The sequence below is a fragment of the Geodermatophilus arenarius genome, assembly GCF_042654585.1.
GTDB lineage: Bacteria > Actinomycetota > Actinomycetes > Mycobacteriales > Geodermatophilaceae > Geodermatophilus > Geodermatophilus arenarius.
Map to the genome: position 1 here is coordinate 173,931 of NZ_JBHSGR010000001.1, position 25,724 is coordinate 199,654.

Sequence of the window (25,724 nt, forward strand, 5' to 3'; positions counted from 1 at the left end):
CGTCGCGGGGTGCCCGGGCCCGCTCCCCGCACCCACGGCCCTGCCACCACCTGCCGCACGCCCGGGCGGCTGCTCCCGTCACCGCGCACGGTGGGCAGAGCCCATGGCCCCTGTCGGTCCACGGGCCCCGCGGGACCCTCCGGGTGGCAGACCTGGCCACGACCGCGGGACGTGCCGCCGGTCCGGTCTCCCGAGGACGCCGCCGCACCCGGCCGGCGACCGCGGGCCCGCCTCGGGCTCCCGTCCCTCAGTGGTCGCTGCAGCAGTCCCGCTGTCTCGGGGACTCGAACGGGACGACCTCGCCGTCGCCCGACGCGGCCACCGGCAGCACGAGGACGCCGTCGCGGTACTCCGGGCGCACGTGCTCGCGCGTCCGCAGGACCAGGCCCGGGTCGTCGGCGACGCCGACGAGGTCGACCGCCTGCACCGCCGACCGGGTGGTCAGCTCGGCCAGTGGCAGCCGGCCGGGGAGGTCCTCCTGGCCGGGGAAGCGGACCAGCCGGCCGGAGGCCCGCTCCCGGTGCGCGCGGCCGACTGCGACCGCGTGCTCGACGTGCCCGGGGTCCCCGGCCGACGGGGCGTCCCCGTCCCCGGAGACCACCACCGCGTCCCCGGGGCGGGCCCACGCCGCGACGGCGGCTGCGAGCTCCGCCGAGCGGGGAGCCCGCAGCGAGCCGGCGTGGTGGTTGCCGCCGGCCGACCGCACGACGTGCGTCGCCACCTCGGTGGCGCCGACCCGCCGGCCGAGGTCGAGCAGCCGGTGCTCGACCTCGGCCAGCGCGGCCGGCGAGGTGCCCGTGTCGCCGCAGACGGCGAGCCAGCAGTCGCCGGAGCGGGACTCAGCCAACGGTGACGAACACCGGGTTCGAGTAGAACCACAGGTCGGTCCAGGGGTCGCTGTTGCCGTCGGGGTCCTGCCGCGGCTCGATGCTGCCGGGCGCCGAGAAGTTGCCGTCGGTCCCGCGCAGCCGCAGGTAGAACGGGCGGTCGACCCGCCGGAACACGTGGTTGACCACGACCTGCCCGTTGCCGCGGACCTCGAAGGACTCGACGACGGCGGTCTCCGGCGCCGTCTGGGTGTCCCGGTCGGCCACCGGGCCGGTGATCGGGCCGCTGATCAGGTCGACCCGGCGCAGGACCGGCAGGTCGCCGTGGGCGTTGGGCCGGCGGCGCGGGGTGATCCGGACCTGCACGTGCACGTTCTCGCCGGGGCCCACGCGCAGCTGCTCGCCCAGGGTGGCCGGTGCGTCGCCGCCGCCGGCGCCCCGGACGCTGACCTCGAGGGCGTCGACGAGGTCGCCGTGGACGACGAACGCGCGCCCGGCCCGCAGGCCGTCCATGACGGCGCCGTAGTCGCGGCTAGCCGCCCCCACCCACGTCCGCGAGTAGTGGCCGGGGAAGAAGTCACCGCGGCCGACCTGCGGGACGCCGCCGTCCACCGGGTCGCCGTAGCGGCCGTTGGCGGTGAACCACTCGCTGGAGTCCGCACCCGCGGGACGGACGAGCTGGTCGCGGTAGACCGAGTGCGAGTCGGAGTTGGCGGTGATCCACCAGGGCCGGCCCTCCGCCAGCAGCGAGTCCCACACGCCGCCGACCTTGGCGGTCATCCAGTCGAAGCCGCCGAAGGTCCGGTAGGACTCGAGGGGGTAGCCGGGGAAGCTGTCGGGCCGGGGGCTGTTGCCGTAGTAGCCGCGCGCCTCGCCCGGGCCCTCCGGCGCCGGGATGCCGGCGGCCTGGTGCCCGGGCGCGCCCTCCATGCCGATCGCGACCCGCGGGTCGGCGTCGCGCCACGCGCGGAGCTCGTGCGGCGAGTCGATGCCGTTGCGGGCGGGGTGGTTGGCGAGGAAGAGCGCGTTGGGGGTGCGGCGGTTCGTCATCTGCTGGCCGAGCCACCGGATGCCGGCCACCGCGCGGTCCTCGGTCGTGTTGCCGAGGGAGCCGTCGAACTGCTGCTCGAACTCCCGCAGGACGGCGACCTCCTCGCTGCTGGGGACGACGAAGACGGTGCCGTGCTCGGCGGCCGGGATGTTCCACTCCAGCCCCTGGAACACCAGCACGTCCCGGTGGGCCGTCCGGGCGGCGCGGATGTCGGGGTTGACCAGGTCGACGCCCAGGCGCGCGTGCGTGGCCGAGCCGTGGTCGGTGACGACCATCCAGTCGACGCCGTTGCGCCGGGCCTGCTCCACCTGCTGGCGGACGGTGTAGAGGCCGTCGGAGCTGTACTGCGTGTGGACGTGGTGGTCCCCGTTGAGCCAGGTGTAGGAGGCGGCGCCGCCGCTGCCCCCCGCGCGGGGCGGCCTGGGCGGTCCGGGGCGCGCCGGCCACCGTCGCGCCGACCGCCAGACCGAGGACCCCGGCCGCCTGCAGGAACCGCCGGCGGGAGAGGTCGCCGGGCGAGAGGTCCCGGTCGGGGACCGAGACGTCGCCGTAGGGCGTCCAGGCGGCGGGCCCGTGCCCGTGGTCGTGCCCGTGGTCGTGGTCGTGGCCGTGGTGGTGGTCGTGGTGGTGGTGGACCGGACACGTCTCTCCTCGGGGAGCGGCGACAGGAGGGCCGGCCGCGGGGAGCGGTCCGGCCCCGACCCATCCTCAGGACCGAGGTGACCGACGGGTGGCTCGTCGATGACACACCGTGGTGCCCGGCGTGACGTCTGCGCGACGGGCGTGGGGATGCCAGGGTGGACGGGTGACCGACGTCCAGCACCGCGACGGCCGCCGCACGGCCGCCGTCCGCACCTACCAGGGGCACGGCATCCACGCGGCCCCCGGCGTGCACGAGTACGCCGCGAGCCTGGTCCGGACGCTGCTCCCCGACGGCGGGCGGGTGCTCGAGGTCGGCTCCGGCTGCGGCGCGCTGGCGCTGCGGCTGCGCGACGCCGGGGTCGACGTCGTCCCCACCGACCTCGACCCGCCGCACGAGTGGATCGCCCGGCTCGACCTCGACGACCCGGACTGGACCGACGAGACCCGCGGCCCGTTCGACCTGGTGGTGTGCGTGGAGACGCTGGAGCACGTGGAGAACCCGCGGCAGGTGCTGCGCTCGATCCGGGCCCTGCTGCGCCCCGGCGGCCGGCTGCTGGTGAGCACCCCCAACGTCACGCACCCCCACTCGCGGCTGCTGACCCTGCTGCGCGGGGCGCCCTACATCTTCGGCCCGAGCCACTACCACTCCCCCGGCCACATCACGCTGCTGCCGGACTGGATGCTCACCGAGCACGTGCGGCTGGCCGGGTTCGACCGGATCGAGGTCACCACCGCCGGCGACACCCTCTACACCGGGCCCATGCGGCTGGCCTACCGCGTGGAGATGGCGGTGCTGCGGCTGCTCGGCATCCGGCAGCGGGCCACCTCCGGCGACGGCGTCTGCACGTTCGTCACCGCCACGGCGGTCTAGCGGCCGGGAGCGTGTGCGCCGACGCCGCGTCCCGGCGCACGGAACGCGGCGTCAGCGCACCCCGTCCCGGTCCCCGACACCTGCGTTCGGGAGGTCTCCCCATGTCCCTGGTGACGGTGCTCGCGACCGGCGGCACGATCGCGACCCGCGCCGACGCGAGCGGGGTGTCGACGGCGCAGGACGGCGGGGCCGACCTCGTCGCCCGGCTGGCCGGGGACCTCGGCGTCCGCCTGAGGGTCCGGGACGTGCTGCGGGTCGGTAGCTACCTGATGACGCTCGAGCGCGTGCACGCCGTCGCGTCCGCGGTGGCCGGCGAGCTGGCCGACCCGGAGGTCGACGGGGTCGTCGTCACGCACGGCACGGACACCACCGAGGAGACCGCCTTCCTCCTCGACCTCGTCCACGGCGATCCCCGGCCGGTCGTGCTCACCGGCGCCCAGCGGCCGGCGGACGCCCCCGACAGCGACGGGCCGCGCAACCTCGCCGACGCGGCCACCGTCGCCGCGAGCCCGGCCGCCCGGGACCAGGGCGTCCTGATCGCCTTCGGCGGGCACGTGTTCCCGGCACGGGGCACGCGCAAGGGCCACACGCTGGCGGCCGACACCTTCACCGCGCCGGACGCGGGTCCGCTGGGCTGGGTCCGGGACGGCGCCCTCCTCCTCGAGCGCTCGGCCCGCCGCTCCGCTCCCCTCGACCTCGCCCGCGTCGACCTGTCCGGTGTCCGCGTCGACGTCGTCGCCTGCCACCCCGACGCCGACGCCACCGCGCTGCACGCGTTCGCGGCGGCCGGCGCCCGCGGGATCGTCCTGGAGGCGACGGGCGCCGGCAACGCCAACCCCGTCGTCTGCCGGGCCGTCCGGGAGCTCACCGACGCCGGCGTCGTCGTCGTCACCTCGACGCGGGTGGCGGCCGGCCCGGTCGCCGCCCTCTACGGGAACGGTGGCGGCACCGACCTGCTCGCCGCCGGCGCCCTCCCCGCCGGCCTGCTGCGGCCCTCCCAGGCGCGGGTGCTGCTGGCCGTCCTGCTGGGGCTGGACCGGGACCCGGATGCCGTCCGCGCCGGGTGGCGGGCCCGGACCGCCGGCTGACCGGCACCGGCCGGCAGGAACGACCCCGGCTGCAGGTCGCGGTCCGGGGAACCCGAGAGGAGAGGTGCATGCCCAAGGAGATCCTCTGCGCCTTCGGCGTCGACGTCGACGCGGTGGGCGGCTGGCTGGGGTCCTACGGCGGAGAGGACTCGCCGGACGACATCTCGCGCGGCATCTTCGCCGGAGAGGTCGGCGTCCCTCGCATGCTCGAGCTCTTCCGTCGCAACGGGATGCCGAGCACGTGGTTCTGGCCGGGCCACTCCATCGAGACGTTCCCGGAGCAGTTCGACGCCTGCGTGGCGGCCGGGCACGAGATCGGCGTCCACGGCTACAGCCACGAGAACCCCATCGCCATGAGCCGCGAGCAGGAGTCCGCGGTGCTCGACCGCTGCATCGAGCTGATCGAGGAGCGCGCCGGCCGCCGTCCCACCGGCTACGTCGCCCCGTGGTGGGAGTTCTCCCCCGTCACCAACGAGCTGCTGCTCGAGCGCGGCATCAAGTACGACCACTCGCTCATGCACCGGGACTTCGAGCCCTACTACGTCCGGGTCGGCGACAGCTGGACGAAGATCGACTACTCCCGGCCGGCCGACACCTGGATGAAGCCGCTGGTCCGGGGCCGGGAGACCGACCTGATCGAGATCCCGGCGAACTGGTACCTCGACGACCTGCCGCCGATGATGTTCATCAAGGCCAGCCCCAACAGCCACGGCTTCGTCAGCCCCCGCCACCTCGGCGAGATGTGGCAGGACCAGTTCGACTGGGTCCACCGGGAGATGGACTACGCGGTGGTCACCTTCACCGTGCACCCCGACGTGTCCGGCCGGCCGCAGGTGCTCCTCATGCTCGAGCGGCTCATCGAGCACGTCAACGCCCACGAGGGCGTCCGCTGGACGACCTTCGACCAGATCGCCGACGACTTCGCGGCGCGCCGTCCCCGCCGGGACTGACGGCCGGCTCCCCCCAGCTGCCGCCGGCGGGCGCCGAGCGCCCGCCGGCCGAACGGAGGTCCCCAGGTGTGCGGTGCATGCGGCCCCGGCCCGGCCGAGGACTGGGCCTCCCCCGTCCTCGGCTCCCCCGCGGCGCGGTCGGCGGCGGCCGCGGTGGTCGGGGCCGCCGCTCCCCGCGGCGTCCGCGTGCGGGCGGTGCCCGGCGGGTGGACGGTCGCCCGTCCCACCGGCGGGACCACCGTGGCCGGCACGCTCACCCGGCTGGTCGAGGCCGCCGCGGCCGATCCGGGCGCCGAGGTCGACCTGCCGCCCGCGGCCGGTGCCCACGTGCCGGTGGGCGGGCGCCGTCCGGTGACGCTGGTGCACGGCGACGCGGTCCCCGGCGCGGTGGACACCCGCGACGTGGCCTGGCCGCACCGGGTGACCGGGGCCCGCGCACCCGTCGTGCTGACCGCCCGGGAGCGGCCGGAGGAGGTGCTGGACCTGCTCCTGGCCGACCCCCTCCGCCGCTCCGTCCGGGTCGCCGGCCTCGAGAGCGCCACGCTCGCGGGGTGGCGAGGCCCGGCCGCGCGGCTCCCCGGGGTCCCCGCCGCGGTCCCCCGCGACCGGGTGCCCGCGCTCGCCGCCCTGCTCGCCCTGCGGCTGGCCGGTCGCGGACCGCACGAGCGGACCCGCACCCGGGTGGCGGTCGACGGGACGCCCCTGACGCTCGACGCCCTCGGCCGTCGGGTGCTGGCCCTGCACGCGGGCGAGGGGTGACCCGGGCGACCGGCCCGGGCTCCCCCGCCGCCGTCAGATGGGGAACTCCACCCCCTGCGCGAGCGGCAGCTCACCGGAGAAGTTGATCGTGTTGGTGGCCCGGCGCATGTAGCCCTTCCACGCGTCCGAGCCGGACTCGCGGCCGCCGCCGGTGTGCTTCTCCCCGCCGAACGCGCCGCCGATCTCCGCCCCCGAGGTGCCGATGTTGACGTTGGCGATGCCGCAGTCGGAGCCGTCGGCGGCGAGGAAGCGCTCGGCCTCGGCCTGGTCGGAGGTGAAGATGCTCGACGACAGCCCCTGCGGGACGTCGTTGTTGAGCGCCACCGCCTCCTCCAGCGTGCGGTAGGGCAGCACGTAGAGGATCGGCGCGAACGTCTCCTGCCGGACGATGTCGGTCTGCCCGGGCATCCGGACCAGCGCGGGCTCGGCGTAGTAGGCGTCCGGCGCCTCGTCGGCCAGGCGCCGTCCCCCGCCGGCCAGCACCTCCCCGCCCTGCTGGCGGGCGGCCTCGAGCGCGTCCTGCATGGCCTTGAACGCGGCGTCGTGGATCAGCGGCCCGACCAGCGTGCCCGGCTCCAGCGGCGAGCCGATCGGCAGCCGGCGGTAGGCGGCCGCGACCCGCTCGGTGAGGGCGTCGACGACGTCGACGTGCGCGATGAGCCGGCGCATCGTGGTGCAGCGCTGCCCGGCGGTGCCGGCGGCGGAGAAGACGATCCCGCGGGTGGCGAGGTCGAGGTCGGCCGACGGCGTGACGATCGCGGCGTTGTTGCCGCCGAGCTCGAGCAGCGACCGGCCGAAGCGGTCGGCCACCCGCGGCCCCACGAGCCGGCCCATCCGCGTCGACCCGGTCGCCGACAGCAGCGCCACCCCGGGCGACTCGACCAGCGCCTCGCCGACGTCGGCGCCGCCGAGCACGACCTGGCTCAGCCCCTCCGGCGCGCCGGTCTCCGCGATCGCCCGGTCCAGCAGGGCGGCGGAGGCGAGCGCGGACAGCGGCGCGAGCTCCGAGGGCTTCCAGACGACGGGGTCGCCGCAGACCAGTGCGAGCGCGGTGTTCCACGACCAGACGGCGACGGGGAAGTTGAACGCGCTGATGACGCCGACGACGCCGAGCGGGTGCCAGGTCTCCATGAGCCGGTGGCCGGGGCGCTCGGAGCTGATCGTGCGGCCGTAGAGCTGCCGCGAGAGGCCGACGGCGAACTCGCAGATGTCGATCATCTCCTGGACCTCACCGGCCGCCTCGGAGGTGATCTTCCCGACCTCGACGCTGACCAGCGTGGCGAGGTCGGCCTTGTGCTCGCGCAGCAGCTCGCCGAACCGGCGGACCAGCGCGCCGCGCACCGGCGCCGGGACCGTCCGCCAGGTGCGGAACGCCTCGTCCGCGCGCTCGACGGCGGTCGCGACGTCGGCGGCGGTGTCCCGGCGCAGCGAGGCGACCCGCTGCCCGTTCACCGGGGAGGTCACCGGGAAGTCGCCCGCGATCGCATCGAGGTCGACGCCGCAGCGGCCCGCGGCGTCGGCCGCCAGGCGCGCGAGGTCCTCGGCGGTGGGCAGGGTGGTCACAGGGCACTCCTCAGGGTGGGTGTGGTCGCCATCGTGCAGTCTCCCGCCGGCGGCCCCGTCCAGAGGCTCGCCGCGAGCTTGCGAGCGGTGAGGGGGACGGGGTCCTTCATCGAGCGGTGGGGGCAGAGGGGTCCTCACACGATGTTCAGTTCCGGGCGGACGCCGGCGCCGGCGAACCGGCGGACGTCCAGCCCGGAGACGTCGACGAACGGCTGCGCGCCGACGTACAGGTCACGCACCACCTCCCCGACCGCCGGTCCCATGAGGAACCCGTGGCCGGAGAAGCCGGTGGCGTACAGGAACCCCTCGACGTCGGCGGCGCGGCCGATGAGGGCGTTGTGGTCCGGCGTCATCTCGTACAGGCCCGCCCACCCGCCGGCGACGCCGACGCCGGCCAGCGCGGGCGCCCGCCGCTCGATCGCCGCGCCCAGCCGGGGCAACCAGGCGTCGGAGCGGGTGAGCCGGAAGCCGGGGGTCTCGTCGGGATCGGACATGCCCAGGAGCAGGCCCTCGCCCTCCCGGTGGAAGTAGAACGAGGTGCCGAAGTCGATGGTGAACGGCGTGTGCGGGTCCAGGCCGGGCACCGGCTCGGTGACCAGGATCTGCCGGCGCAGCGGGCTCACCGGCAGGTCGACGCCGGCCCACGCGCCGACCTGCGCCGACCACGGGCCGGCCGCGCAGACCACGGCCCCGGTCCCGATCGCGCCCGCCGCGGTCTCGACGGCGGCGACGCGCCCGTCGCGGACGTCGATGCCGGTCGCCGGGCAGTGCGGCAGCACGGTGACCCCGGCCCGCCGCGCGGCGGAGGCGTAGCCGAGCACGACCGACTCGGGCGTGCAGTGCCCGTCGGTGGGCGACCACGCGGCGGCCAGCAGCCCGTCCGGGTCGACCATCGGGGACAGCCGCACCGCCTCGGCGACGTCGACCATCCGGCTGGGCACACCGAGGTCGTTCTGCAGCGCCACCGCCGCCTCGAAGTCCGCGACGGCCGCGGCGTCGTCGAGGAGGAACAGGTAGCCGACCGGGGCGAAGTCGATCTCCTGCCCGAAGCGGGCCGGGAAGTCGCGGAAGGTCTCCAGGCTGCGGGCGCCGAGGGCGACGTTCACCGGATCGGAGAACATCGCCCGGACTCCCCCGGCGGCCCGGCACGTCGAGCCCGACCCGAGGGCGTCCCGCTCGAGCAGGACGACGTCCTGGACCCCGGCCAGGGCGAGCTCGTACGCCGTGGCCAGCCCGACGACCCCGCCGCCGATGACGACGACCGAGGCCGAGCGGGGCAGCTGCCGGGTCATGGGACCTCCTGCTCAGGACGGGACGGAGCCCCATCCTGGGCCCTGGCGGCCCCCCGCACCACGACCCGGCCGCCGCGGAACCCGATCAGGCGGGCCGGACCCCGAACGTCTCGGCCAGCCGCTGGATCTTGCGCGCCCGGCCGAGCCGGGGCAGGTCGCTGCCGTCGCGGATGACCTGGCCGCGGGCCTCGAAGTCGGCGAGGAAGTCCAGCGCCCACGCGACGTCCGACGGCGCGGGGCTGATCACCTCGTTGATCACCGGTGCCTGCTCGGGGTCCAGGCACAGCTTGCCGGTGAGGCCGAGGGTCACGGTGACCGCCGACTGCTCGCGCAGCACCGGGTGGCTGGTGCTCACCGTGGGGCCGTCGATCGGGCCGGGCAGGCCGCCGATCCGGCTGGCCACGACCAGCCGGGAACGCGGGTAGGCCATCGCCAGCTCGTCGGCGCTGGTGCCGGTGTCGCGGCGATAGTCGCCGCTGCCGAAGGCGAGCCGGAAGGCGCCGCGGGCGCGGGCGATGGTCACCGCCTCCTCGATGCCCAGCGCCGACTCCACCAGCGCGAGCACCGGCGTCGAGCCGCCCAGCCGGTCGAAGGTCTCGGTGACGTGCTCGCCGGCCTCGGTCTTGGCCAGCATCACGCCGGCGAGCCCGGGCAGGCCGGCCAGGGCGGCGACGTCGTCCTCCCAGAACGGCGTCGAGTGGTCGTTGATCCGCACCCAGGTCGACCGGTCGCCGTCCCGCAGCCAGTCCACGACGCCGGCGCGGGCCTCGTCCTTGCGGGCCGGGTCGACGGCGTCCTCGATGTCGAGCACCACCTGGTCCGCGCGCGAGGCGTACCGCTCCGCGAACAGTTCCGGGCGGGCGCCGTTGACGAGGAGCCACGAGCGCGCGTCCGCCGGGCCGACCCTCCTGCGTGTCGTCATGACGTCATCCTCGCCCGGCGCGCGCGGAGACCCGGGAGCGACTCCCGCCCAGCGGGATGCTGTGAGCGACCCCACGCCGACCGGATCGGGCGGTCACCCGACCGGATCGGTCGGTCGGCCGTAGCCTGGGACCGTGGCCCGCCCGTTCCGGCAGCAGATCGACGAGGGGATCCTCGACCGCGCCGCCGCCCTCTTCGCCCGGCGTGGCTACGCCAAGACGTCGGTCCAGGACGTCGCCGACGCCGTGGGCCTGTCCAAGGCCGGGCTGCTGCACCACTACCCCAGCAAGGACGCGTTGCACGAGGCCGTGCTCGCGCAGGCGGAGACGCTCGGCAAGCGGGTGCTCGACCAGGTGGCACACCTGCCGCTGGGCCCGGCGCGGGACCGCCGCGCCGTCGAGGTGCTCGTCGACGTCGCCCTGGCCCACCCCGGCGTCGTCGCGCTGCTCCTGGCGCCGGCCACGCAGGGCGAGCCCGGCGCCGAGGGGGCCCTCACCGAGGGGGCCGGCGCGATGGCGCTGGCCGCCTTCGGCGTCGACCCGGAGACCGCCGAGCCCGAGCGGTGCGTCCGGGTCGTCGGTGCCCTCGGCGCGCTCGCCGTCCTCACCCTGGCCGCCCGCCAGGCGGACCTGACCCCGGCGTGGCGGCCGTACGTCGTCGCGACCTGCTTCGACGCGCTCGGCCACCGCCGTCCGCGCGCGACCCCTTCCCACCCCACCCAGGCGGAGGCCTGATCGTCCATGGCAGTCCTGTTGTCCCGTCTCGGGACCTCCTCCGCGCGGCACCGGTTCGCCGTCCTCGCCGTGTGGCTGCTGGTCCTCGTGGCCGGCGGCGTCGGCGCGGTCACCCTCTCCGGGCCGACGTCGACCAGCTTCTCCATCCCCGGCCAGGAGTCCACGACCGCGCTGGAGCGGATCGGCGAGGAGTTCGGCGCGGGGGCCGGCGGCGTGTCCGCGCGGGTCGTCGTCGCCGCGCCCGAGGGCGCCACGCTGACCACGCCGGAGAACGCCGCCGCGGTCACCGGGCTGGCCGGCACGCTGGGGCAGCTGCCCGGCGTCGTGTCCGCGACCGATCCCCTGGACCCGGCCGCGCCGTCGGTCAACCCGCAGCAGACGGTCGGCTACAGCACCGTCACGTACGACGCCGAGGCCGGTGGGGTCACCCCCGAGGAGCAGGACGCGCTGCGCGACGCCGTCGCCGACGCCCGCGACACCGGGCTGACCGTCGAGGTCACCGGCCAGGCGCTGGAGGAGGTGCCGGCCGTCGGCGGCCCGGCCGAGGTCCTCGGCGTCGTCGTCGCGCTGGTCGTCCTGGCCGTCACCTACGGCGCGCTCGCCGTGGCCGGCATGAACCTGCTGACGGCGCTCGTCGGCGTGGGCGTCGGCGTCCTGGGCATCACCATCGCCACCGGCTTCGTCGACCTGTCCTCGACCACGCCGATCCTCGCCGCGATGCTCGGCCTGGCCGTCGGCATCGACTACACGCTGTTCATCGTCACCCGGCACCGGCAGGAGCTGCTGCGGGGCGCCGACGTCCACCGGTCCATCGGGCTGGCCGTCGGCACCGCCGGCTCCGCGGTGGTCACCGCCGGGCTCACCGTCGTCATCGCGCTGGCCGGGCTGTTCGTCGCCGGCATCCCGTTCCTGACCCAGATGGGTCTGGCCGCGGCCGCGACGATCGTCGTCGCCGTGCTGGTGGCGCTCACGCTGGTGCCGGCGGTGCTCGCCCTGCTCGGGCACCGGGTGCTGCCGCGCAGGAGCCGCGCCGCGGCGACCGCCGGGACCGCCGTGCCGGCCCGCGGGCGGGGCTTCCTCGGCGGCTGGGTCGGCACCGTCACCCGGTTCCGCACGGCCTCGCTGCTGCTCGCGATCGTGGGCCTCGGCGTGATCGCGATCCCGGTCGCGTCCATGCAGACCACGCTCATCCAGACGCCGGCCGAGGGGACCTCCGCCGCCCGCGCCGACGCGCTGCTGGCCGAGGGCTTCGGCGAGGGCTTCAACGGCCCGATCACCGTCCTGTTCGAGGGCGACCGGGCCGCGGAGGCCGCCGGGCAGGCCGCGGGCGCGGTCAGCGGCCTCGACGACGTCGCGCTGGTCGCGCCGCCGGTGCCCAACGCCGACGACACCGCCGCGCTGCTCACCGTGGTCCCAGAGTCGGGCCCGACCACGCAGGCCACCGAGCAGCTCGTCGCCGACCTGCGCGCGCAGCTGGCCGACCTCGACGGCGTCGACGCCCACGTCACCGGCGCGACGGCGGTCAGCGTCGACGTCGCGCAGAGCCTGGACGAGGCGCTGCCGAAGTACCTGCTGCTCGTCGTCGGGCTGGCGCTGGTGCTGCTCGTGCTGGTCTTCCGGTCGCTGCTGGTGCCGCTGGTCGGCGTCCTGGGCTTCCTGCTGACCATCGGCGCCTCGCTCGGCGCGACCGTGGCGGTGTTCCAGTGGGGCTGGCTGGCCGACGTGGTCAACCTGGACACCACCGGCCCGCTGCTGAGCCTCACGCCGATCCTGGTGATCGGCATCCTGTTCGGCCTGGCGATGGACTACCAGGTGTTCCTGGTGTCGCGGATGCACGAGGCGCACAGCCACGGCACCCCGCCGCTGGAGGCGATCCGCACCGGGTTCCGGCAGGCCGCGCCGGTCGTCGTCGCCGCGGCGCTGATCATGTTCAGCGTGTTCGCCGGGTTCGTCCCGGCCGGCGAGGCGACGATCAAGTCGATCGCCTTCGCGCTGGCCATCGGGATCCTGGTCGACGCGTTCGTCGTCCGGATGGTGCTGGTGCCCGCCGCACTGGCGCTGCTCGGGAAGGCCGCCTGGTGGCTGCCCCGCTGGCTGCGCTGGCTGCCGGTGCTCGACGTCGAGGGCGCCGCGCTGGAGCGGCACCCCGAACCCGCGCGCGAGCCGGCGCTGGCCGGCGACCCGCGCTGATCCACGACGTCCACGGCCCGTCTCCCCTCCCGGGGAGGCGGGCCGTGCGGTGTCATGGCGGGGTGGTGGACACGAGCCCGGTGAACCGTCCCGACGTCCTGCGGTACGTCGCGTTCAGCGACGACCCGTCCGGCGGCAACCCCGCCGGGGTCGTGCTGGACGCGACCGGCCTGACCGACGACGAGATGCTGGCGATCGCCGCCGACGTCGGGTTCTCCGAGACGGCGTTCCTGCTCCCCCACGCCGACGGCCTGGACGCCCGGTACTTCAGCCCGCTCGCCGAGGTGAGCTTCTGCGGCCACGCCACGATCGCCACCGCCGTCGCGCACGCCGAGCGCGCCGGCGCGGGGACGCTGCACCTGCGCACCGCGGCCGGCGAGGTGCCGGTGCGGACCGGGCGCGGCGCCGACGGCGCCTGGACGGCGACGCTCACCAGCGTCCCGCCGCGGACCGCGCCGCTGACCGACGGCGACCTGCGCGACCTGCTGGCGCTGCTGCGGCTGACCCCGGGCGACCTCGACCCCGCGCTGCCGCCGCGGGTGGCCTACGCCGGCGCGTGGCACCCGGTGCTGGCCCTCGCCTCCCGCGAGCGGCTGGCCGTCCTCGACTACGACGTGCCCGGGCTCGGCCGGCTGATGGCCGACCGCGGCTGGACGACGGTCGCGCTGGTGTGGCGCCAGGACGCGACCACCTTCTCCGCGCGCAACCCGTTCCCGCCCGGCGGCGTCGTCGAGGACCCGGCCACCGGCGCGGCCGCGGCGGCGCTCGGCGGGTACCTCCGGGAGGGCGGGCACGTGGCGGTGCCCGCCCGGCTCACCGTGCTGCAGGGCGCGGACATGGGGCGGCCGAGCACGCTGTCGGTGCACGTGCCGGCCGGGAGCGGCGGCATCGAGGTCAGCGGCACCGCCGTCCCGATCCCGGGGTGACCCGCGTCAGGCCCGGCCGTCCTCCTGGTCGATGCACAGGACGTTGCCCTCGCTGTCCTTGAACCAGGCGGCGCGGCCCATGCCGGGGATCGAGGCGATCTCCCCGCTCCACTCGACGCCGGGCATGTCCTCGTACGTCTCGAAGGCGACCCCGCGGGACTTGAGCTCCTTCACCTGGGCCTCGACGTCGTCGACGTGGAACTGGGCGATGGTGTGGCCGGCCTGCCCGGCGTAGTCGGTCCGGTAGACGCCGAAGCGGGTCCCCCCGGCGGTCTCGTACTCCAGGACCTCACCCATGAGCTCGCGCACCGGGGTGAGGCCCAGCTTGTCGGCGTAGAAGGCGCGCGCCCGGTCGATGTCGCTCGCCGGGATGTTCGCCGCGACGCGGCTGTCGTCCAGCATGACCGGCTCCCGAGGGGTGGGACGGGTCCCCCGTGCTGACGTCCGCGGACGCTAGACCCGGCCGGCACCGGGGGGCAACGGAGACCGGGCCGTCACCCTCCCGCGCCGCCTCAGACCAGGCCGTGCGCGTGGACGGCCTCGGCCACCTGCAGGAAGCCGGCCACGTTCGCGCCGAGGACCAGGTCGCCCGGGGAGCCGTACTCCTCGGCGGTGGCGTGGCACCGCTCGTGGATGCCGCGCATGATCTCCTCCAGCCGGGCCTCGGTGTGCTCGAAGGTCCAGCGGTCTCGCGAGGCGTTCTGCTGCATCTCCAGCGCGGAGGTGGCCACTCCCCCGGCGTTGGCGGCCTTGCCGGGCGCGAACGCGACCCCGGCCTCGCGGAACACCCGGACCGCGTCGGGCGTGGCCGGCATGTTGGCCCCCTCGACGACGTAGCGGCAGCCGCTGCGGGCGAGGACGGCGGCGGCGTCGCCGTCGAGCTCGTTCTGCGTCGCGCTGGGGATCGCGACGTCGCAGGGCACGTCCCAGACGCTGCCGCCGGCCACGAACGACGCCGAGCCGACCCGCTCGGCGTACTCGCCGATCCGGGCCCGCTCGACCTCCTTGACCTGCTTGAGGACCTCGAGGTCGATGCCCTTCTCGTCGACGACGTAGCCGCTGGAGTCCGAGCAGGCGACGACGGTGCCGCCGAGCTGGTGCACCTTCTCGATCGCGTAGACGGCGACGTTGCCCGACCCGCTGACGGTGACGCGCCGGCCGTCGAACGACTCCCCGGCCGTCTCCATCATCGCCTCGGCGAAGAAGGCCGCCCCGTAGCCGGTGGCCTCGGTGCGGACCAGCGCGCCGCCCCAGCCCAGGCCCTTGCCGGTGATGACCCCGGACTCGTAGCGGTTGGTTATCCGCTTGTACTGGCCGAACAGGTAGCCGATCTCCCGGGAGCCCACGCCGATGTCCCCGGCGGGCACGTCGGTGTACTCGCCGAGGTGCCGGTAGAGCTCCGTCATGAACGACTGGCAGAAGCGCATGACCTCTGCGTCCGACCGGCCCTTGGGGTCGAAGTCCGAGCCGCCCTTGCCGCCGCCGATGGGCATGCCGGTGAGCGCGTTCTTGAACACCTGCTCGAAGCCCAGGAACTTGACGATCCCGAGGTTGACCGACGGGTGGAAGCGCAGCCCGCCCTTGTAGGGACCCAGGGCCGAGTTGAACTCGACGCGGAACCCCCGGTTGATCTGGACCTCGCCCGAGTCGTCCTGCCAGGGCACCCGGAAGATGACCTGCCGCTCGGGCTCGCAGATGCGCTCGACGGTCTTCATCTCGGTGTACTCGCCGTGCCGGCTGAGCACCACGGCGAGCGACTCGAGCACCTCGCGGACCGCCTGGTGGAACTCCGGCTCCGCGGGGTTGCGGCGCAGCACCTCCTCGTGGATGCGCTCGACCACCGGCGGGAGGCTGTCGGCCACGGGGATCCCTCCACTCCTCGGCCGGACCCGTTCCGGATCCGCGGTGCGGTCATGATGCCCGGTCCGGGTCCGGGTCCGCCTCGCACGTACCCACCTCGCCGGGCGGTACCCGGGACCTACCCGGCGGCCTCCAGCGCGGCGGCGAGGTCGGCCCACAGGTCCTCGACGTGCTCGATCCCGACGCTGAGGCGCACCAGCCCGGCCGGCACGTGCTCCTGCCCGGGCAGCTTCGCCCGCCGCTCGACGGTGGACTCCACCCCGCCGAGGCTGGTGGCGGACGCGACGACCCGCACGTGCGCGCACACCGCGTCCGCGGTGGTGGCGTCGGCCACCTCGAAGGCGAGCACCGGGCCCGGCCCGCGCATCTGCCGGGCGGCGAGGGCGGCGTGCGGGTCGCCGGGCAGGCCCGGGTAGCGCACCCGCTCCACCGCGGGGTGGGCGGCCAGCCGGCGGGCGAGCTCGCCCGCGGACTCCTGCGCCTGGCGCAGCCGGACGGCGAGGGTGCGGGCACCGCGCAGCGCGAGGAACGCCTCCAGCGCGCCCGGCGTGGCCCCGGCGACCTCGCGCCGGCGGGCCAGCCGCGCCCGGTCCTCCGGGCGGCGGCACACCACCGCGCCGAGCAGCAGGTCGGAGTGCCCGCCGATCGCCTTGGTCGCGCTGTGGACGGCGAAGTCGGCGCCGAGCCGCAGCGGGTTCTGCAGCAGCGGGGTGGCGAAGGTGTTGTCCACGGCGACGAGCGCCCCGCTCGCGGCGGCGACCGCGGCGACGTCGACGACCTGGAGCAGCGGGTTGCTCGGCGTCTCCAGCCAGACGAGGTCCGCGTCGCCGGCCGCGGCGGCGAGCGCGCCGGGGTCGGTCGCGTCGACCGTGCGCACCGCCCAGCGCCCGCCGGCCGCCGCGCCGTCCGCGAGCAGCGCGCGCAGGCCGGTGTAGCTGTCCCGCGGCACCACCACCCGCGCCCCCACCGGCAGCAGCTCGAGGACCGCGGCGATCGCCGCCATCCCGGAGGAGAAGGCCACCGCGGAGCCGCCCTCGAGGTCGCCGATCAGCTCCTCGAACGCCTCCCAGCCGGGCGTGCCGTCGTCGCGGGAGTACTCCCGCCCCGCCGTCCCGGCCGGGGCGGCGCGGAAGTTCGACGCCGGCACGATCGGGACGTTGAGCGGCTGCCCCGGCGCCCCGCTCCCCCGGCCCAGGACCGCCAGCCGGGTCTCCGCCCGCAGCTCCACGGACACCGCCTCCTCTGATGCAGTATGTTGCACTATCGAGAGCAGCGTACGAGGAGTGAGCGGGTATGACGCAAGCGCCCGGGGTCAACGAGCTGATCGGGCAGCGTGTCCGGCAGCACCGCACCGCCCGCGGCTGGACCCTCGACGAGCTGGCCGACCGCTCCGGCGTCAGCCGCCGGATGGTGATCACCATCGAGCACGGCGAGGGCAACCCGAGCATCGCCACCCTGCTGCGGATCAGCGACGCCCTCGGCGTCGGCCTGCCCGTGCTGGTCGACGTCGAGCGCCCCCGCGCGCTGACTGTCACCGCGGCCGGGCAGGCACCGGTGCTGTGGCGCGGCGCGCGCGGCGGGCGGGCGCTGCTGGTCGCCGGCACCGAGCCGCCCGACGTCGTCGAGCTGTGGGACTGGACCCTGCACCCGGGCGAGGAGCACACCAGCGAGCCGCACAGCGCCGGCACCCGCGAGCTGCTGCTGGTGCTCGACGGCGGGGTCGACCTCCGCGTCGGGGACCGCACCGAGCGGCTGGGGAGCGGGGACTCCGCGGCCTTCGCCGGCGACGTCCCCCACGGCTACGCCGCCCCCGCCGACGCGACCGGCCCCGCCCGCTTCACCCTGACCGTGTTCCAGCCCGACGTCACCGGAGGACGCAGATGACCGACCCGCAGGAGTGGCTGGCCGCTGCCGCCGTCGACGACGCCGTGCTCGCCCTGCGCCCGGACTACCGGGCGCTGCTGCTGACCGCCGACGGGCTGCAGGGCGGCCCCAGCGACGCGGTGAGCGAGCGCGTCCTCGCCGCCGCCGAGGCCACCGCGCGGGAGCGGCTGGACGGGCGCAGGCCCGAGGAGCTGCCGCACCCGGCCGCCTGGCGCGAGGCGTACCGGGCCTTCGGCGCCAAGCCGCAGCGCACCCGACCCAGCGTCGAGGCGCTGCTGCGCCGCCTCAACGCCGACGGTCTGCCCCGGGTCGACCGGATCACCGACGTCTACAACGCCGTCTCCGTCGCCCACCTGCTGCCGCTCGGCGGGGAGGACCGCACCGCCTACGCCGGCCCGCCGCGGCTGGTGCGCGCCGACGGCAGCGAGCCGTTCGACACCACCGCGGGCGGGGAGACGGTGGTCGAGCACCCGGAGCCGGGCGAGGTCGTGTGGCGCGACGACGCCGGGGTCACCTGCCGCCGCTGGAACTGGCGGCAGGGCGTGCGCACCCGGATCACGACCGGCACCACCAGCGCGCTGTTCATCCTGGACGTCCTGGACCCGATGACCGACGACGACGCGCACGCCGCGGCCGACGCGCTCACCGACGCCCTGCTCGCGCTGGGCCCCGGCGCCGTCGTCCACCGGCGGCTGCTCGGCGCTCAGGCGTCGACGGGGGCGTAGAGCCCGGCCGAGGCGCTCGCGCCGCTGACGACCAGGTCCGCCACCACGCGGGAGGCGACCCACGCCTGCACGTGGCCGGTGCCGTTGTAGCCACCCAGCGCGAGCACCCGCCCGCCGGTGCCGGGCACCGGCCCGCACCGGGGCAGGGGGTCCGCGGCGAAGCCCACGACGCCGGCCCACCGGTGCGTCACCGGCGCGCCGACCCGGAGCTCCTCGCGCAGCCACCGGTCCAGCCGCGCCTGCACCGGCCCGGAGACCTCGGCGCGGTCGGTCCAGCTGGCGTCCCCGTCGAGGTCGGAGAAGCCGCCGAGGGCGATCCGGCCGTCCGCGGTCTGGTGCACGTACTCGTGGCCGTAGCGGGCGTACACGGGGAACGGGAGGACCGTCTCCCCGAGCGGTGCGGTGGCGAGCATGTTGAGCCGCCGCGGGCGCACGGCCGCCGCCGTGGGCACCAGCGCCGCGAGGTCGCCGTCGACGGCCACGACCGCCCGGTCGCAGCGCACCGTCCCGGCCGCCGTCCGCACGACGACGCCGTCCCCGTCGGCGGCCGGCGGCGCGACCACCGCCGAGCGCTCGAAGACCCGCGCGCCGCGCGCCTCCAGGGCGGCGGCCAGCGCCCGCAGCCAGCGGACCGGGTGCACCGACCCGTCGTGCGGGAAGAGCAGCCCGGCGCGCTCCGGCCGGGCGAGCGGGCCGGGGAGGTCGTCGCCCGCCACGACCTGCCCGGGGAAGCCGTCCTCGGCGAGCGCCGCGGCGTTGGCCCGGACGTCGTCGGCCTCGGCCGCGTCGACGGCGAGCCGGAGCAGCCCGTCGACGCGGAAGTGCGCGCGGGCGCCGACGGCCTCGGCCACCTCGAGCACCTCCCGCTGGGCGGCCAGCGTCGCCGCGTGGACGGCGACCGCCCGCTCGCGCCCCCAGAGCTCACGGGTCTCGTGGTACATCGGCGCGGCGCCGGCGATGAAGAAGCCGCCGTTGCGGCCGCTGGCGCCCGACGCCACCTCGTGCCGGTCGAGCACGACCACCGAGAGGCCGGCGTCGAGCAGCCGCCGGGCGGTCGCCAGCCCGCCGACGCCCGCGCCGACCACGCACACGTCCGCCCGCGCCTCCCCCTGCAGCGGGGACCGCGGGCGGTACGGCTCGTCCTGCCACAGCGGCACCGGGGCGCTGGTCACGGGTGTCCTCCTCCGGGGGTGACGGTGCCGCGACTCTGCCGGACCGGGTGCGGGGAGTGCCACGCCCCCGGCGAGCCGACGACGGCGAGGGGGTCCCGCGGCTCCGCGGTCAGCCCTTGAGCAGGCGCATCGTCTGGTGGGAGACGGCGCGGGCGACGGCCGGGAGGCCGATCAACTTGTTCATCTGGAACGCCTCGAACGCCTCGGCGTCGGCGACGGCGACGAGGAGGAAGTAGTCGGGGACACCGAACAGCCGCCGCACCTCGACCACCTCCTCGAAGGCCAGGACGGCGTCCTCGAACTCCTCGACGGTGCGCCGGTCGTTGGCCCGGATCTCCACCGCGACGACGACCTGGAAGGCCCGTCCGGCCGCCCGCGGGTCGACCACCGCCCGGTACCCGGTGATGACCCCCTCGGCCTCGAGCCGCTTGACCCGGCGCAGGCACGGCGGCGGGGCGAGGCCGACCTCCTCCCGGCCGCTGCCGCAGTCCCCGCCGGGTCGGCGCGCCGAGGTCCGTGCCGGGGTCCGCCTGGCGGCACCGGTGGCGCTGGGGATGATCCCGCTCGGCGTCGCGTTCGGCCTGCTCGTGCTCCACTCCGGCCTGGCGTGGTGGTGGGCGACGGTCTTCAGCGCCGTCGTCTTCGCCGGGTCGCTGGAGTTCCTGCTGGTCGGGATGGTGGCCGCGGCGGCGCCCCTGGCGCAGGTGGCGGTGACGGCGGCCGTGGTCAACTGCCGGCACGTGTTCTACGCGCTGTCCTTCCCGCTGCACCGGTTGCGCGGACCGGTCGCCCGCACCTACGGCACGTCCGCGCTCACCGACGAGGCCCACGCGTTCACCACCGGCCCCGACGCGCAGCGGTGGTCGAGCACCCGGATCGTCAGCCTGCAGGTCGTCCTGCACGCCTCCTGGGTCACCGGCGCGACCCTCGGCGGCCTGCTCGGCGACGTCCTGCCGCTGGACTCCCTGCACGGCCTGGACTTCGCGCTGTCCGCCCTGTTCACCGTGCTGGCCGTCGACGCCTACCGGGCGCAGCCGGACCTGCGCACCGCGGTGGTGGCGCTGGCCTGCGCCCTGGGCGCAATGGTCCTGCTGCCCGGGCAGGCGCTGCCGGCCGCCTACGCCGGCTTCACCGCACTGCTGCTCCTGCGCCACGGCGCCGGCCGCCGGCGCGCGCGCCGCCCGACCGGCCGCCGACCCGGGAGCGGGGCCCGCCGTGCCTGAGCCCGGCTACGTCGCCGTCGTCGTCGGCCTGTCCGCCGCGGTGACCTGGACGCTGCGCGCCGCACCGTTCGCCGTGCTGGCACCCGTGCACGACAGCGCCGTCGTCGCCACCCTGCGCCGGCACGTGCCGCTGGGCGTCCTGTGCATCCTCGCCGCCCACACGCTGCGGGACGTCCCGACCGGCTCGGTGGTCGCCGCGCCGCCGTTCGTCGTCGCCGTCGCGGTCACCGTCGGGCTGCACCTGTGGCGGGGGCACGTGCTGCTCAGCATCGCCGTCGGCACCGCCGTGCACGTCACCCTCGCCACCCTGCTCGCCGGCGCCTGAGGCCGTCCGCCGCAGCCCCCGCCGGCCGGTCCGGCGCCCGCCGTCCTGCCGACCCGGTCGGACGCCCCCCCGGGGCACGGCCGGGCCCCGACCGTCGACGGGCACCGCCGCCCCGTCCGGACACCCGTCGGCGACGTCCCGGCGATGCGTTGACCATAAAAACGACAGCGCTATAGGTTCACTGCCCCACCCAACGCTCGCCCGGAGGTCACCCATGCCCACCGCCCGCCGTTCCGCCCGCGCGGCCGTGCTCGCCGCCGTCCTGGTCCCGACCGTCTGCGCCTCCTCAGCCGCGGCGGCGGCACCGGGCAACAGGCCGGGGGACCAGCCGACCGGCCCCGTCCGCGAGGTCGTGTCGTTCGGGGACAGCTGGTCGGACGCCGGCACGTTCGGCTACGTCTTCGGGACGACGCCGGGTGAGGCCTGGCCGCAGCTGCTCGCCGCCGAGTACGGGGCCGACCAGGAGGTCAACCGCCTCGTGACGCAGGGCGAGGACGGCGCGGTCCTCTCCGAGGAGACCGTCGGCGGCCTGAACTACGCCGAGGGCGGGGCCTTCGTCGCGCCGATCACCGACGACCCGGACGGCACGCCCCGCCCCATGACCGCCCAGCTGGAGGCGTTCCTGGACGAGCACGGCTCCTTCGACAGCCACCAGCTCGTCACCGTCTGGGCGGGCGGCAACGACATCCTCACCTACCTGGCCGGTGACGAGGAGCAGGCCGCACGCTTCGTCGTCGGGGACCTCACCGGCGAGGAGATCGAGCAGGCGACCGACGAGGTTGTGGCGGTGGCCCGGCGCGAGGCGGACCTGGTCGCGGACGTCCTGGCCGCCGGGGCCAAGCGGGTGGCGGTGCTCAACATGATCGACCTCGGGATCACCGCCGAGGGGCCCGGCATCCAGGCGGGGGGCAACGCACTGGCCGGGGCGCTCACCACCACCTTCAACCTGGCGCTGGCCGAGGCGCTCCCCGAGGACCGCCGGGTCCGGCTGGTGGACGTGGCCGGCCTGTTCGCCGACGTCGAGGCCTCCCCCGCCGAGTACGGCTTCGAGGTCGTGGACGGCGACGCGTGCACGAACGCCGGGTTCTCCTGCGGGCCGGACGCCTGGGTCACCCCGGACGCGGACCGGACGTACGCCTTCGCCGGCTACGGCCACTTCACGGCCGCCACCCGGGAGCTCATCGCCGGCTTCGTGCACGACGAGGCGGCCGCCGCCTGGCACGTCTGAGCACCCCCGGGGAGGCCCGGCCCCATCCGGGCGCCGGGCCTCCCTGCCTGCGGGAACCGAAGGAAGCGGTCGCGTCCTCGTGTCCCGAGACGGCCGTACAGGACGCCCCGAGCTCGGACACCCGCTCGAGCACGAGGGAAGGTCCCGCGATCGAGGTCGCGGGCCCTTCCCTCGTTCTGGGAGAGCCTCGCTCGACCCGCGGACGCGATGGCTGCCACCCCGGTCGCTGACGGGCACGGGGGGTCCGACCGGCCCGGGACGGGCCGGACGTGCGGTCCGGTCAGTGCTGCAGCCGACCCCTGAGCGGTGCCCGGGCCCATGGTTCTCGGACCCCCGCTGGGTCAGGACTGCGCGCGCAGTCGGGCAGGCGAGCGCCTCAGCCGATCCGTGACACGTGGACGGGTGGGAGCCGGTGCCGCCAGGGAGCCGCTCGCTCCAGATCCGCCGCCAACTGCAGCACGGTGTCGTCGCGCCCATGGGGAGCAGCGAGGTGGATGCCGATCGGCAGGCCCTCCACCGAGACCTCGAGCGGGATGGAGATCGCCGGTTGCCCCGAGCAGTTGAAGACCATGGTCGTCACCTCCAGCTGCCCGACGGGGCTGCCGTAGTACCACTCCGCCGGGACGTCGAGATCCGGGTCGTAGGTGCCGAGTGGTGGGGGCAGTACGGGCAGGGTCGAGCTGACGTAGGCGTCGAATCCGGCCATGAAGCGGTTCATCCGCCGGCGGACGTCGTCGAGGACGTCGAGCGCCCGCCCAAGACGCAACGGCGTGAGCCGTCTTCCGTGCTCCGCCCAGGCGAGGGTCAGGCCCTCGAGATGCTCGTCGTCCGCCGGCCGACCGCTGGCCAGCGCGGCCTCGTCTACTGCGATGGCCGTCTCGAGACCCCAGACGGCGAGGGTGGCCTCGACATAGCTCTCATACGGCAGCTCCGGACGGCACTCGACCATCTCGTGACCGAGGGCCGCGCACAGCTCGACCGCGCGTTCCACACCGGCCCGCACCTCCGGGTCGGTGGGGCGGCCGTCCATGCGCTCGAGCGTGTACCCGATGCGCAACGGCTCCGACGGTCGTTCCAGGCAACCGGCGTAACCGGCCTCGGGTGTGGGGAGGCCGTGGGTGACGTCCGGGTCCGGGCCGGCCAGGACGTCGAGCATGCGTGCGGAATCACGCACGGACCTGGTCAGGACGAACTCGTAGACCAGGTCACCGACGGGTCGTCGCCACGGCGCGGACGACACCCGGCCGCGACTGGGCTTCATACCCACGACTCCGCAGCAGGCGGCGGGCATGCGGATGGATCCGCCGCCGTCGTTGCCGTGGGCCACGGGGACGATCCCCGCGGCGACGGCGGCCGCGGCCCCACCGCTGGATCCCCCGGCGATGCGGCTGCCGTCCCACGGGTTGCGGGTGATCCCGTACGCGCGGGTCTCGACCGTCGCCATGATCGCGAACTCGGAGGCGGTGGTCCGCCCCACGCTGGTGACGCCCGCGGCACGGAGCCGCCGCATGAGCTCGCTGTCCTCCGCGGCCATCACGCCCTCGAGCAGTGCACTGCCGCAGGTGGCCGACCGCCCGCGCTCGTGGAAGCCGACGTCCTTCATCATGATCGGCACCCCGGCGAACGGGAGCCCGGCGTCGACCTCGGTCACCTGCTCCAGCCGGTCGGTGTAGAACTCCGCGACCGCACCGACGGTGCCGGCAGTCCCGTTCGCCGCTCGGTGCGCCGTCTCGACCAGTTCGCCCGCTGACACCGATCCGGCGCGAACGGCCTCGGCGAGTCCGGTGCCGTCGAGTGCGGCGTAGGCAGCGAGATCCATCAGGCCGACTCCTGCACGGGGAGGGTGGTGGGCAGCGCTTCCCCGCGCTCCTCCCGCGTCGACGCACGGACGGCGTAGATGCCACCGACGAGCGCGAGGCCGGCGCCTACCACCGGAGTCCACGTGAACGGCGCGACCGGTGGCGCCGGCACGAAGTAGGTGACGAGCGCCAGCCCCATGACCGTGACGCAGAGGATCGGCGCGACGTAGGTGAAGAGGAGCCCCTTGCCGTGGCGCCGTCCGTACACGAAGCCGGCGACTCCCACCATGAGGTACGCGAGGATCTCACCGAAGACCCCGGCGAGCGACAGCCAGGTGAACGAGTTGAAGGCACCCGCGGCCGATCCACCCTGCCACGCGAAGAAGAACACGACGGCGACGGCGACGGCGACGGCGACCACCGCGGTCGCGACGTGCGGGGTGCGATGGGTCGGGTGGCTGCGCGCCAGGGACCGAGGCAGCAGGCCCTTCTGAGCCCAGCTGTAGAGCAACCGCACCGTGCTGTTGGCGTTGGCGATCGCGACCGAGAAACCCGACAGGGCGACCATGGCGAGGAGGAACTGCCCGTAGCCGGGGAAGAGGTAGATGTCCGAGAGCTCGAGGAGGACGCCGCTGACCTTGGTGCCCCACTCCTCGCCCACTCGCTCGGTCCCGTAGCCGCTGACGACTGCCAGGGCGGTCAGGATGAAGAAGCCGCTGGCGATCCCGCCGGAGATGAGGACGGCTCTGGGCACCGTGCGGGTCGGTGCCTCGGCCTCCTCTGCGAGGTAGACCGAGCCCTCGAGGCCGCCGAAGGTGTAAACGGCCAGGCCGAGCGCAGCGAACAGCGCTGTGGCACCGATCCCACCCAGGTTCCACGGCAGGAGCGAACCCCAGGCGATGCCCTCGAGGCCACCCTGCAACAGGATCGCCAGGTCGAACACCAGCAGGGCTGTCAGACCGAGGAAGGTCATGGCCAGCAGGAGCGTGACCGAGACCGTGACGCCGCGGAAGACGACGAAGAGCCCAACCGTCGTCAGGACGACCGCCCACCAGATCCACTGACCGCTCAACGCCGTCATGCCGGGGGTCACGGCGGCGAAGAAAGCCTGGGTCAGGAAGGCCGCGGCGATGAAGAGCGACGGCACGATGAGCACCAGGCCGTACACCATGAACCAGCCGGTCACCGCGCCCGCCCGCCGCCCCAGCCCCTCGGTCGCGATGGTGTAGAGACCACCCGCATCGCCCACGACGGCGGAGAACTTCGCCACGAGGTAGAGGAAGCCGGCGATCCCGATCGCGGCGATGAGCAGGGCGGCGGGGGTCGCTCCCCCGGCGAACAGTGCGACGGACGCGACCACGACGACCGCGGACAGCTGCGGCTCGTCAGCCCCCAGTGACTGTGCGATCAAGCCTGGCGTGCGCACGGAGTTGGCCCTCAGGCCCGTCGGTTCGTGCTTCGTGCTCATGGGTTCTCAATCCGTAGTGAGGAGGCGGCGGATGACCCGCCGTCGAGTGGTGGAGGTCACGCGGCCTGGACGCGGCTGTAATACCTACAGTGCTGTCGGTTTTGTTGGCAAGGGTGCGACTCGGCGAGTTGTCACACCCGCGCCTCGACCAGCCCCGCGCCGAACGCCGGAGGTCACCGTCGCTTCCCAGGAGCAGGGATCCCGTGGCTGCCGCTCCGGTCCCGTC

24 protein-coding genes and 1 pseudogene are annotated in these 25,724 nt (G+C 75.4%); 12 read left to right on the top strand and 13 right to left on the bottom strand.

The features are described from left to right. Window positions 1-247 precede the first annotated feature (247 nt). Window positions 248-847: a hypothetical protein gene (locus ACFO3M_RS00810; protein WP_387985111.1), complete on the bottom strand. Its 600-nt coding sequence runs from the start codon at window positions 845-847 to the stop codon at window positions 248-250. Continuing rightward, the gene (locus ACFO3M_RS00815) at window positions 840-2,669 is read right to left on the bottom strand and encodes a CehA/McbA family metallohydrolase (protein WP_387985854.1); all 1,830 of its coding nucleotides are present in this window, start codon (window positions 2,667-2,669) and stop codon (window positions 840-842) included. Before ACFO3M_RS00815 ends, ACFO3M_RS00810 begins: the two co-directional genes overlap by 8 nt. 14 nt (window positions 2,670-2,683) lie before the next feature. On the opposite strand from ACFO3M_RS00815, the gene ACFO3M_RS00820 reads away from it, so the two are divergent. From ACFO3M_RS00820 to ACFO3M_RS00835, 4 genes are all read left to right on the top strand, one after another. After that, window positions 2,684-3,391 carry a class I SAM-dependent methyltransferase gene (locus tag ACFO3M_RS00820; protein WP_387985114.1) on the top strand — a complete coding sequence of 236 codons (708 nt, stop codon included), beginning with the start codon at window positions 2,684-2,686 and terminating at the stop codon, window positions 3,389-3,391. 101 nt (window positions 3,392-3,492) lie between these two features. Further along, window positions 3,493-4,479: an asparaginase gene (locus tag ACFO3M_RS00825; protein WP_387985117.1), complete on the top strand. Its 987-nt coding sequence runs from the start codon at window positions 3,493-3,495 to the stop codon at window positions 4,477-4,479. A 68-nt stretch (window positions 4,480-4,547) separates the two neighbouring features. Continuing rightward, on the top strand, window positions 4,548-5,429 hold the full coding sequence (locus ACFO3M_RS00830; RefSeq protein WP_387985119.1) for a polysaccharide deacetylase family protein: 882 nt from the start codon (window positions 4,548-4,550) through the stop codon (window positions 5,427-5,429). Between the two features lie 66 nt (window positions 5,430-5,495). Further along, on the top strand, window positions 5,496-6,188 hold the full coding sequence (locus ACFO3M_RS00835; protein ID WP_387985121.1) for a hypothetical protein: 693 nt from the start codon (window positions 5,496-5,498) through the stop codon (window positions 6,186-6,188). A gap of 33 nt (window positions 6,189-6,221) precedes the next feature. Here ACFO3M_RS00835 and amaB read toward each other — a convergent pair whose 3' ends face one another. The 3 genes from amaB to ACFO3M_RS00850 all read right to left on the bottom strand — a co-directional run bounded on the left by amaB (window position 6,222) and on the right by ACFO3M_RS00850 (window position 9,965). Continuing rightward, the gene (gene amaB, locus ACFO3M_RS00840) at window positions 6,222-7,751 is read right to left on the bottom strand and encodes an L-piperidine-6-carboxylate dehydrogenase (protein ID WP_387985123.1); all 1,530 of its coding nucleotides are present in this window, start codon (window positions 7,749-7,751) and stop codon (window positions 6,222-6,224) included. Between the two features lie 134 nt (window positions 7,752-7,885). Continuing rightward, window positions 7,886-9,043, bottom strand: coding sequence for an NAD(P)/FAD-dependent oxidoreductase (locus ACFO3M_RS00845; RefSeq protein ID WP_387985125.1), 1,158 nt, complete (start codon window positions 9,041-9,043; stop codon window positions 7,886-7,888). An 85-nt stretch (window positions 9,044-9,128) separates the two neighbouring features. Continuing rightward, window positions 9,129-9,965 carry an HpcH/HpaI aldolase/citrate lyase family protein gene (locus ACFO3M_RS00850; protein WP_387985127.1) on the bottom strand — a complete coding sequence of 279 codons (837 nt, stop codon included), beginning with the start codon at window positions 9,963-9,965 and terminating at the stop codon, window positions 9,129-9,131. 133 nt (window positions 9,966-10,098) lie between these two features. Between ACFO3M_RS00850 and ACFO3M_RS00855 the strand changes: the two genes are divergently transcribed. The 3 genes from ACFO3M_RS00855 (at window position 10,099) to ACFO3M_RS00865 (ending at window position 13,814) form a co-directional block, all read left to right on the top strand. Continuing rightward, window positions 10,099-10,698, top strand: a complete 600-nt coding sequence (locus ACFO3M_RS00855) for a TetR/AcrR family transcriptional regulator (RefSeq protein WP_387985129.1) — start codon at window positions 10,099-10,101, stop codon at window positions 10,696-10,698. A gap of 6 nt (window positions 10,699-10,704) precedes the next feature. Continuing rightward, window positions 10,705-12,888 (top strand): MMPL family transporter, encoded by a 2,184-nt coding sequence (locus ACFO3M_RS00860; protein ID WP_387985131.1) that lies wholly within the window; start codon window positions 10,705-10,707, stop codon window positions 12,886-12,888. Between the two features lie 62 nt (window positions 12,889-12,950). Next, complete coding sequence (locus tag ACFO3M_RS00865) at window positions 12,951-13,814, top strand: PhzF family phenazine biosynthesis protein (RefSeq protein ID WP_387985133.1); 864 nt, start codon at window positions 12,951-12,953, stop codon at window positions 13,812-13,814. A 6-nt stretch (window positions 13,815-13,820) separates the two neighbouring features. On the opposite strand, the gene ACFO3M_RS00870 is transcribed toward ACFO3M_RS00865, so the two are convergent. From ACFO3M_RS00870 to ACFO3M_RS00880, 3 genes are all read right to left on the bottom strand, one after another. After that, on the bottom strand, window positions 13,821-14,216 hold the full coding sequence (locus ACFO3M_RS00870; RefSeq protein WP_387985136.1) for a VOC family protein: 396 nt from the start codon (window positions 14,214-14,216) through the stop codon (window positions 13,821-13,823). Window positions 14,217-14,326: 110 nt separating this feature from the next. Then, entirely contained in the window at window positions 14,327-15,676 is a 1,350-nt protein-coding gene (gene gdhA / locus ACFO3M_RS00875) for an NADP-specific glutamate dehydrogenase (protein ID WP_387985139.1), read from the bottom strand. Window positions 15,677-15,792: 116 nt separating this feature from the next. Next, a complete protein-coding gene (locus tag ACFO3M_RS00880) occupies window positions 15,793-16,902 on the bottom strand; it encodes a trans-sulfuration enzyme family protein (RefSeq protein WP_387985141.1) in 1,110 nt (369 codons plus the stop codon). 65 nt (window positions 16,903-16,967) lie between these two features. Between ACFO3M_RS00880 and ACFO3M_RS00885 the strand changes: the two genes are divergently transcribed. Together ACFO3M_RS00885 and ACFO3M_RS00890 are read left to right on the top strand one after the other, a co-directional pair. After that, on the top strand, window positions 16,968-17,558 hold the full coding sequence (locus ACFO3M_RS00885; protein WP_387985144.1) for a helix-turn-helix domain-containing protein: 591 nt from the start codon (window positions 16,968-16,970) through the stop codon (window positions 17,556-17,558). Next, window positions 17,555-18,283: a B3/B4 domain-containing protein gene (locus tag ACFO3M_RS00890; RefSeq protein ID WP_387985147.1), complete on the top strand. Its 729-nt coding sequence runs from the start codon at window positions 17,555-17,557 to the stop codon at window positions 18,281-18,283. The genes ACFO3M_RS00885 and ACFO3M_RS00890 overlap by 4 nt, the downstream gene beginning before the upstream one ends. Here the strand turns inward: ACFO3M_RS00890 and ACFO3M_RS00895 are convergent. The 3 genes and pseudogenes from ACFO3M_RS00895 to ACFO3M_RS00905 all read right to left on the bottom strand — a co-directional run. Then, the gene (locus tag ACFO3M_RS00895) at window positions 18,262-19,455 is read right to left on the bottom strand and encodes an NAD(P)/FAD-dependent oxidoreductase (RefSeq protein ID WP_387985150.1); all 1,194 of its coding nucleotides are present in this window, start codon (window positions 19,453-19,455) and stop codon (window positions 18,262-18,264) included. The genes ACFO3M_RS00890 and ACFO3M_RS00895 overlap by 22 nt on opposite strands. A gap of 109 nt (window positions 19,456-19,564) precedes the next feature. Then, entirely contained in the window at window positions 19,565-19,843 is a 279-nt protein-coding gene (locus ACFO3M_RS00900; RefSeq protein ID WP_387985857.1) for an Lrp/AsnC family transcriptional regulator, read from the bottom strand. Between the two features lie 21 nt (window positions 19,844-19,864). Continuing rightward, window positions 19,865-20,086 (bottom strand): annotated as a pseudogene (locus ACFO3M_RS00905) (winged helix-turn-helix transcriptional regulator); the annotation flags it as partial. Here ACFO3M_RS00905 and ACFO3M_RS00910 point away from each other — a divergent pair. The 3 genes from ACFO3M_RS00910 (at window position 19,998) to ACFO3M_RS00920 (ending at window position 22,231) form a co-directional block, all read left to right on the top strand. Beyond that, window positions 19,998-20,678 carry an AzlC family ABC transporter permease gene (locus ACFO3M_RS00910; RefSeq protein WP_387985153.1) on the top strand — a complete coding sequence of 227 codons (681 nt, stop codon included), beginning with the start codon at window positions 19,998-20,000 and terminating at the stop codon, window positions 20,676-20,678. The pseudogene ACFO3M_RS00905 and the gene ACFO3M_RS00910 sit on opposite strands and share 89 nt — an antisense overlap. Next, window positions 20,671-21,003 (top strand): branched-chain amino acid transporter permease, encoded by a 333-nt coding sequence (locus tag ACFO3M_RS00915; RefSeq protein ID WP_387985156.1) that lies wholly within the window; start codon window positions 20,671-20,673, stop codon window positions 21,001-21,003. Before ACFO3M_RS00910 ends, ACFO3M_RS00915 begins: the two co-directional genes overlap by 8 nt. Window positions 21,004-21,217: 214 nt before the next feature. Then, the gene (locus ACFO3M_RS00920) at window positions 21,218-22,231 is read left to right on the top strand and encodes an SGNH/GDSL hydrolase family protein (RefSeq protein ID WP_387985158.1); all 1,014 of its coding nucleotides are present in this window, start codon (window positions 21,218-21,220) and stop codon (window positions 22,229-22,231) included. Window positions 22,232-22,607: 376 nt separating this feature from the next. On the opposite strand, the gene ACFO3M_RS00925 is transcribed toward ACFO3M_RS00920, so the two are convergent. Continuing rightward, window positions 22,608-24,050, bottom strand: a complete 1,443-nt coding sequence (locus ACFO3M_RS00925; protein WP_387985160.1) for an amidase — start codon at window positions 24,048-24,050, stop codon at window positions 22,608-22,610. Next, window positions 24,050-25,498 (bottom strand): APC family permease, encoded by a 1,449-nt coding sequence (locus ACFO3M_RS00930; RefSeq protein WP_387985163.1) that lies wholly within the window; start codon window positions 25,496-25,498, stop codon window positions 24,050-24,052. Before ACFO3M_RS00930 ends, ACFO3M_RS00925 begins: the two co-directional genes overlap by 1 nt. Window positions 25,499-25,724: the final 226 nt, after the last annotated feature.

Coding starts and splice junctions, on each gene's coding strand:
- ACFO3M_RS00825 (WP_387985117.1), top strand. CDS start 3,493: ATGTCCCTGGTGACGGTGCTCGCGACCGGCGGCACGATCGCGACCCGC.
- ACFO3M_RS00830 (WP_387985119.1), top strand. CDS start 4,548: ATGCCCAAGGAGATCCTCTGCGCCTTCGGCGTCGACGTCGACGCGGTG.
- ACFO3M_RS00845 (WP_387985125.1), bottom strand. CDS start 9,043: ATGACCCGGCAGCTGCCCCGCTCGGCCTCGGTCGTCGTCATCGGCGGC.
- ACFO3M_RS00850 (WP_387985127.1), bottom strand. CDS start 9,965: ATGACGACACGCAGGAGGGTCGGCCCGGCGGACGCGCGCTCGTGGCTC.
- ACFO3M_RS00860 (WP_387985131.1), top strand. CDS start 10,705: ATGGCAGTCCTGTTGTCCCGTCTCGGGACCTCCTCCGCGCGGCACCGG.
- ACFO3M_RS00870 (WP_387985136.1), bottom strand. CDS start 14,216: ATGCTGGACGACAGCCGCGTCGCGGCGAACATCCCGGCGAGCGACATC.
- ACFO3M_RS00885 (WP_387985144.1), top strand. CDS start 16,968: ATGACGCAAGCGCCCGGGGTCAACGAGCTGATCGGGCAGCGTGTCCGG.
- ACFO3M_RS00890 (WP_387985147.1), top strand. CDS start 17,555: ATGACCGACCCGCAGGAGTGGCTGGCCGCTGCCGCCGTCGACGACGCC.
- ACFO3M_RS00920 (WP_387985158.1), top strand. CDS start 21,218: ATGCCCACCGCCCGCCGTTCCGCCCGCGCGGCCGTGCTCGCCGCCGTC.
- ACFO3M_RS00925 (WP_387985160.1), bottom strand. CDS start 24,050: ATGGATCTCGCTGCCTACGCCGCACTCGACGGCACCGGACTCGCCGAG.
- ACFO3M_RS00930 (WP_387985163.1), bottom strand. CDS start 25,498: ATGAGCACGAAGCACGAACCGACGGGCCTGAGGGCCAACTCCGTGCGC.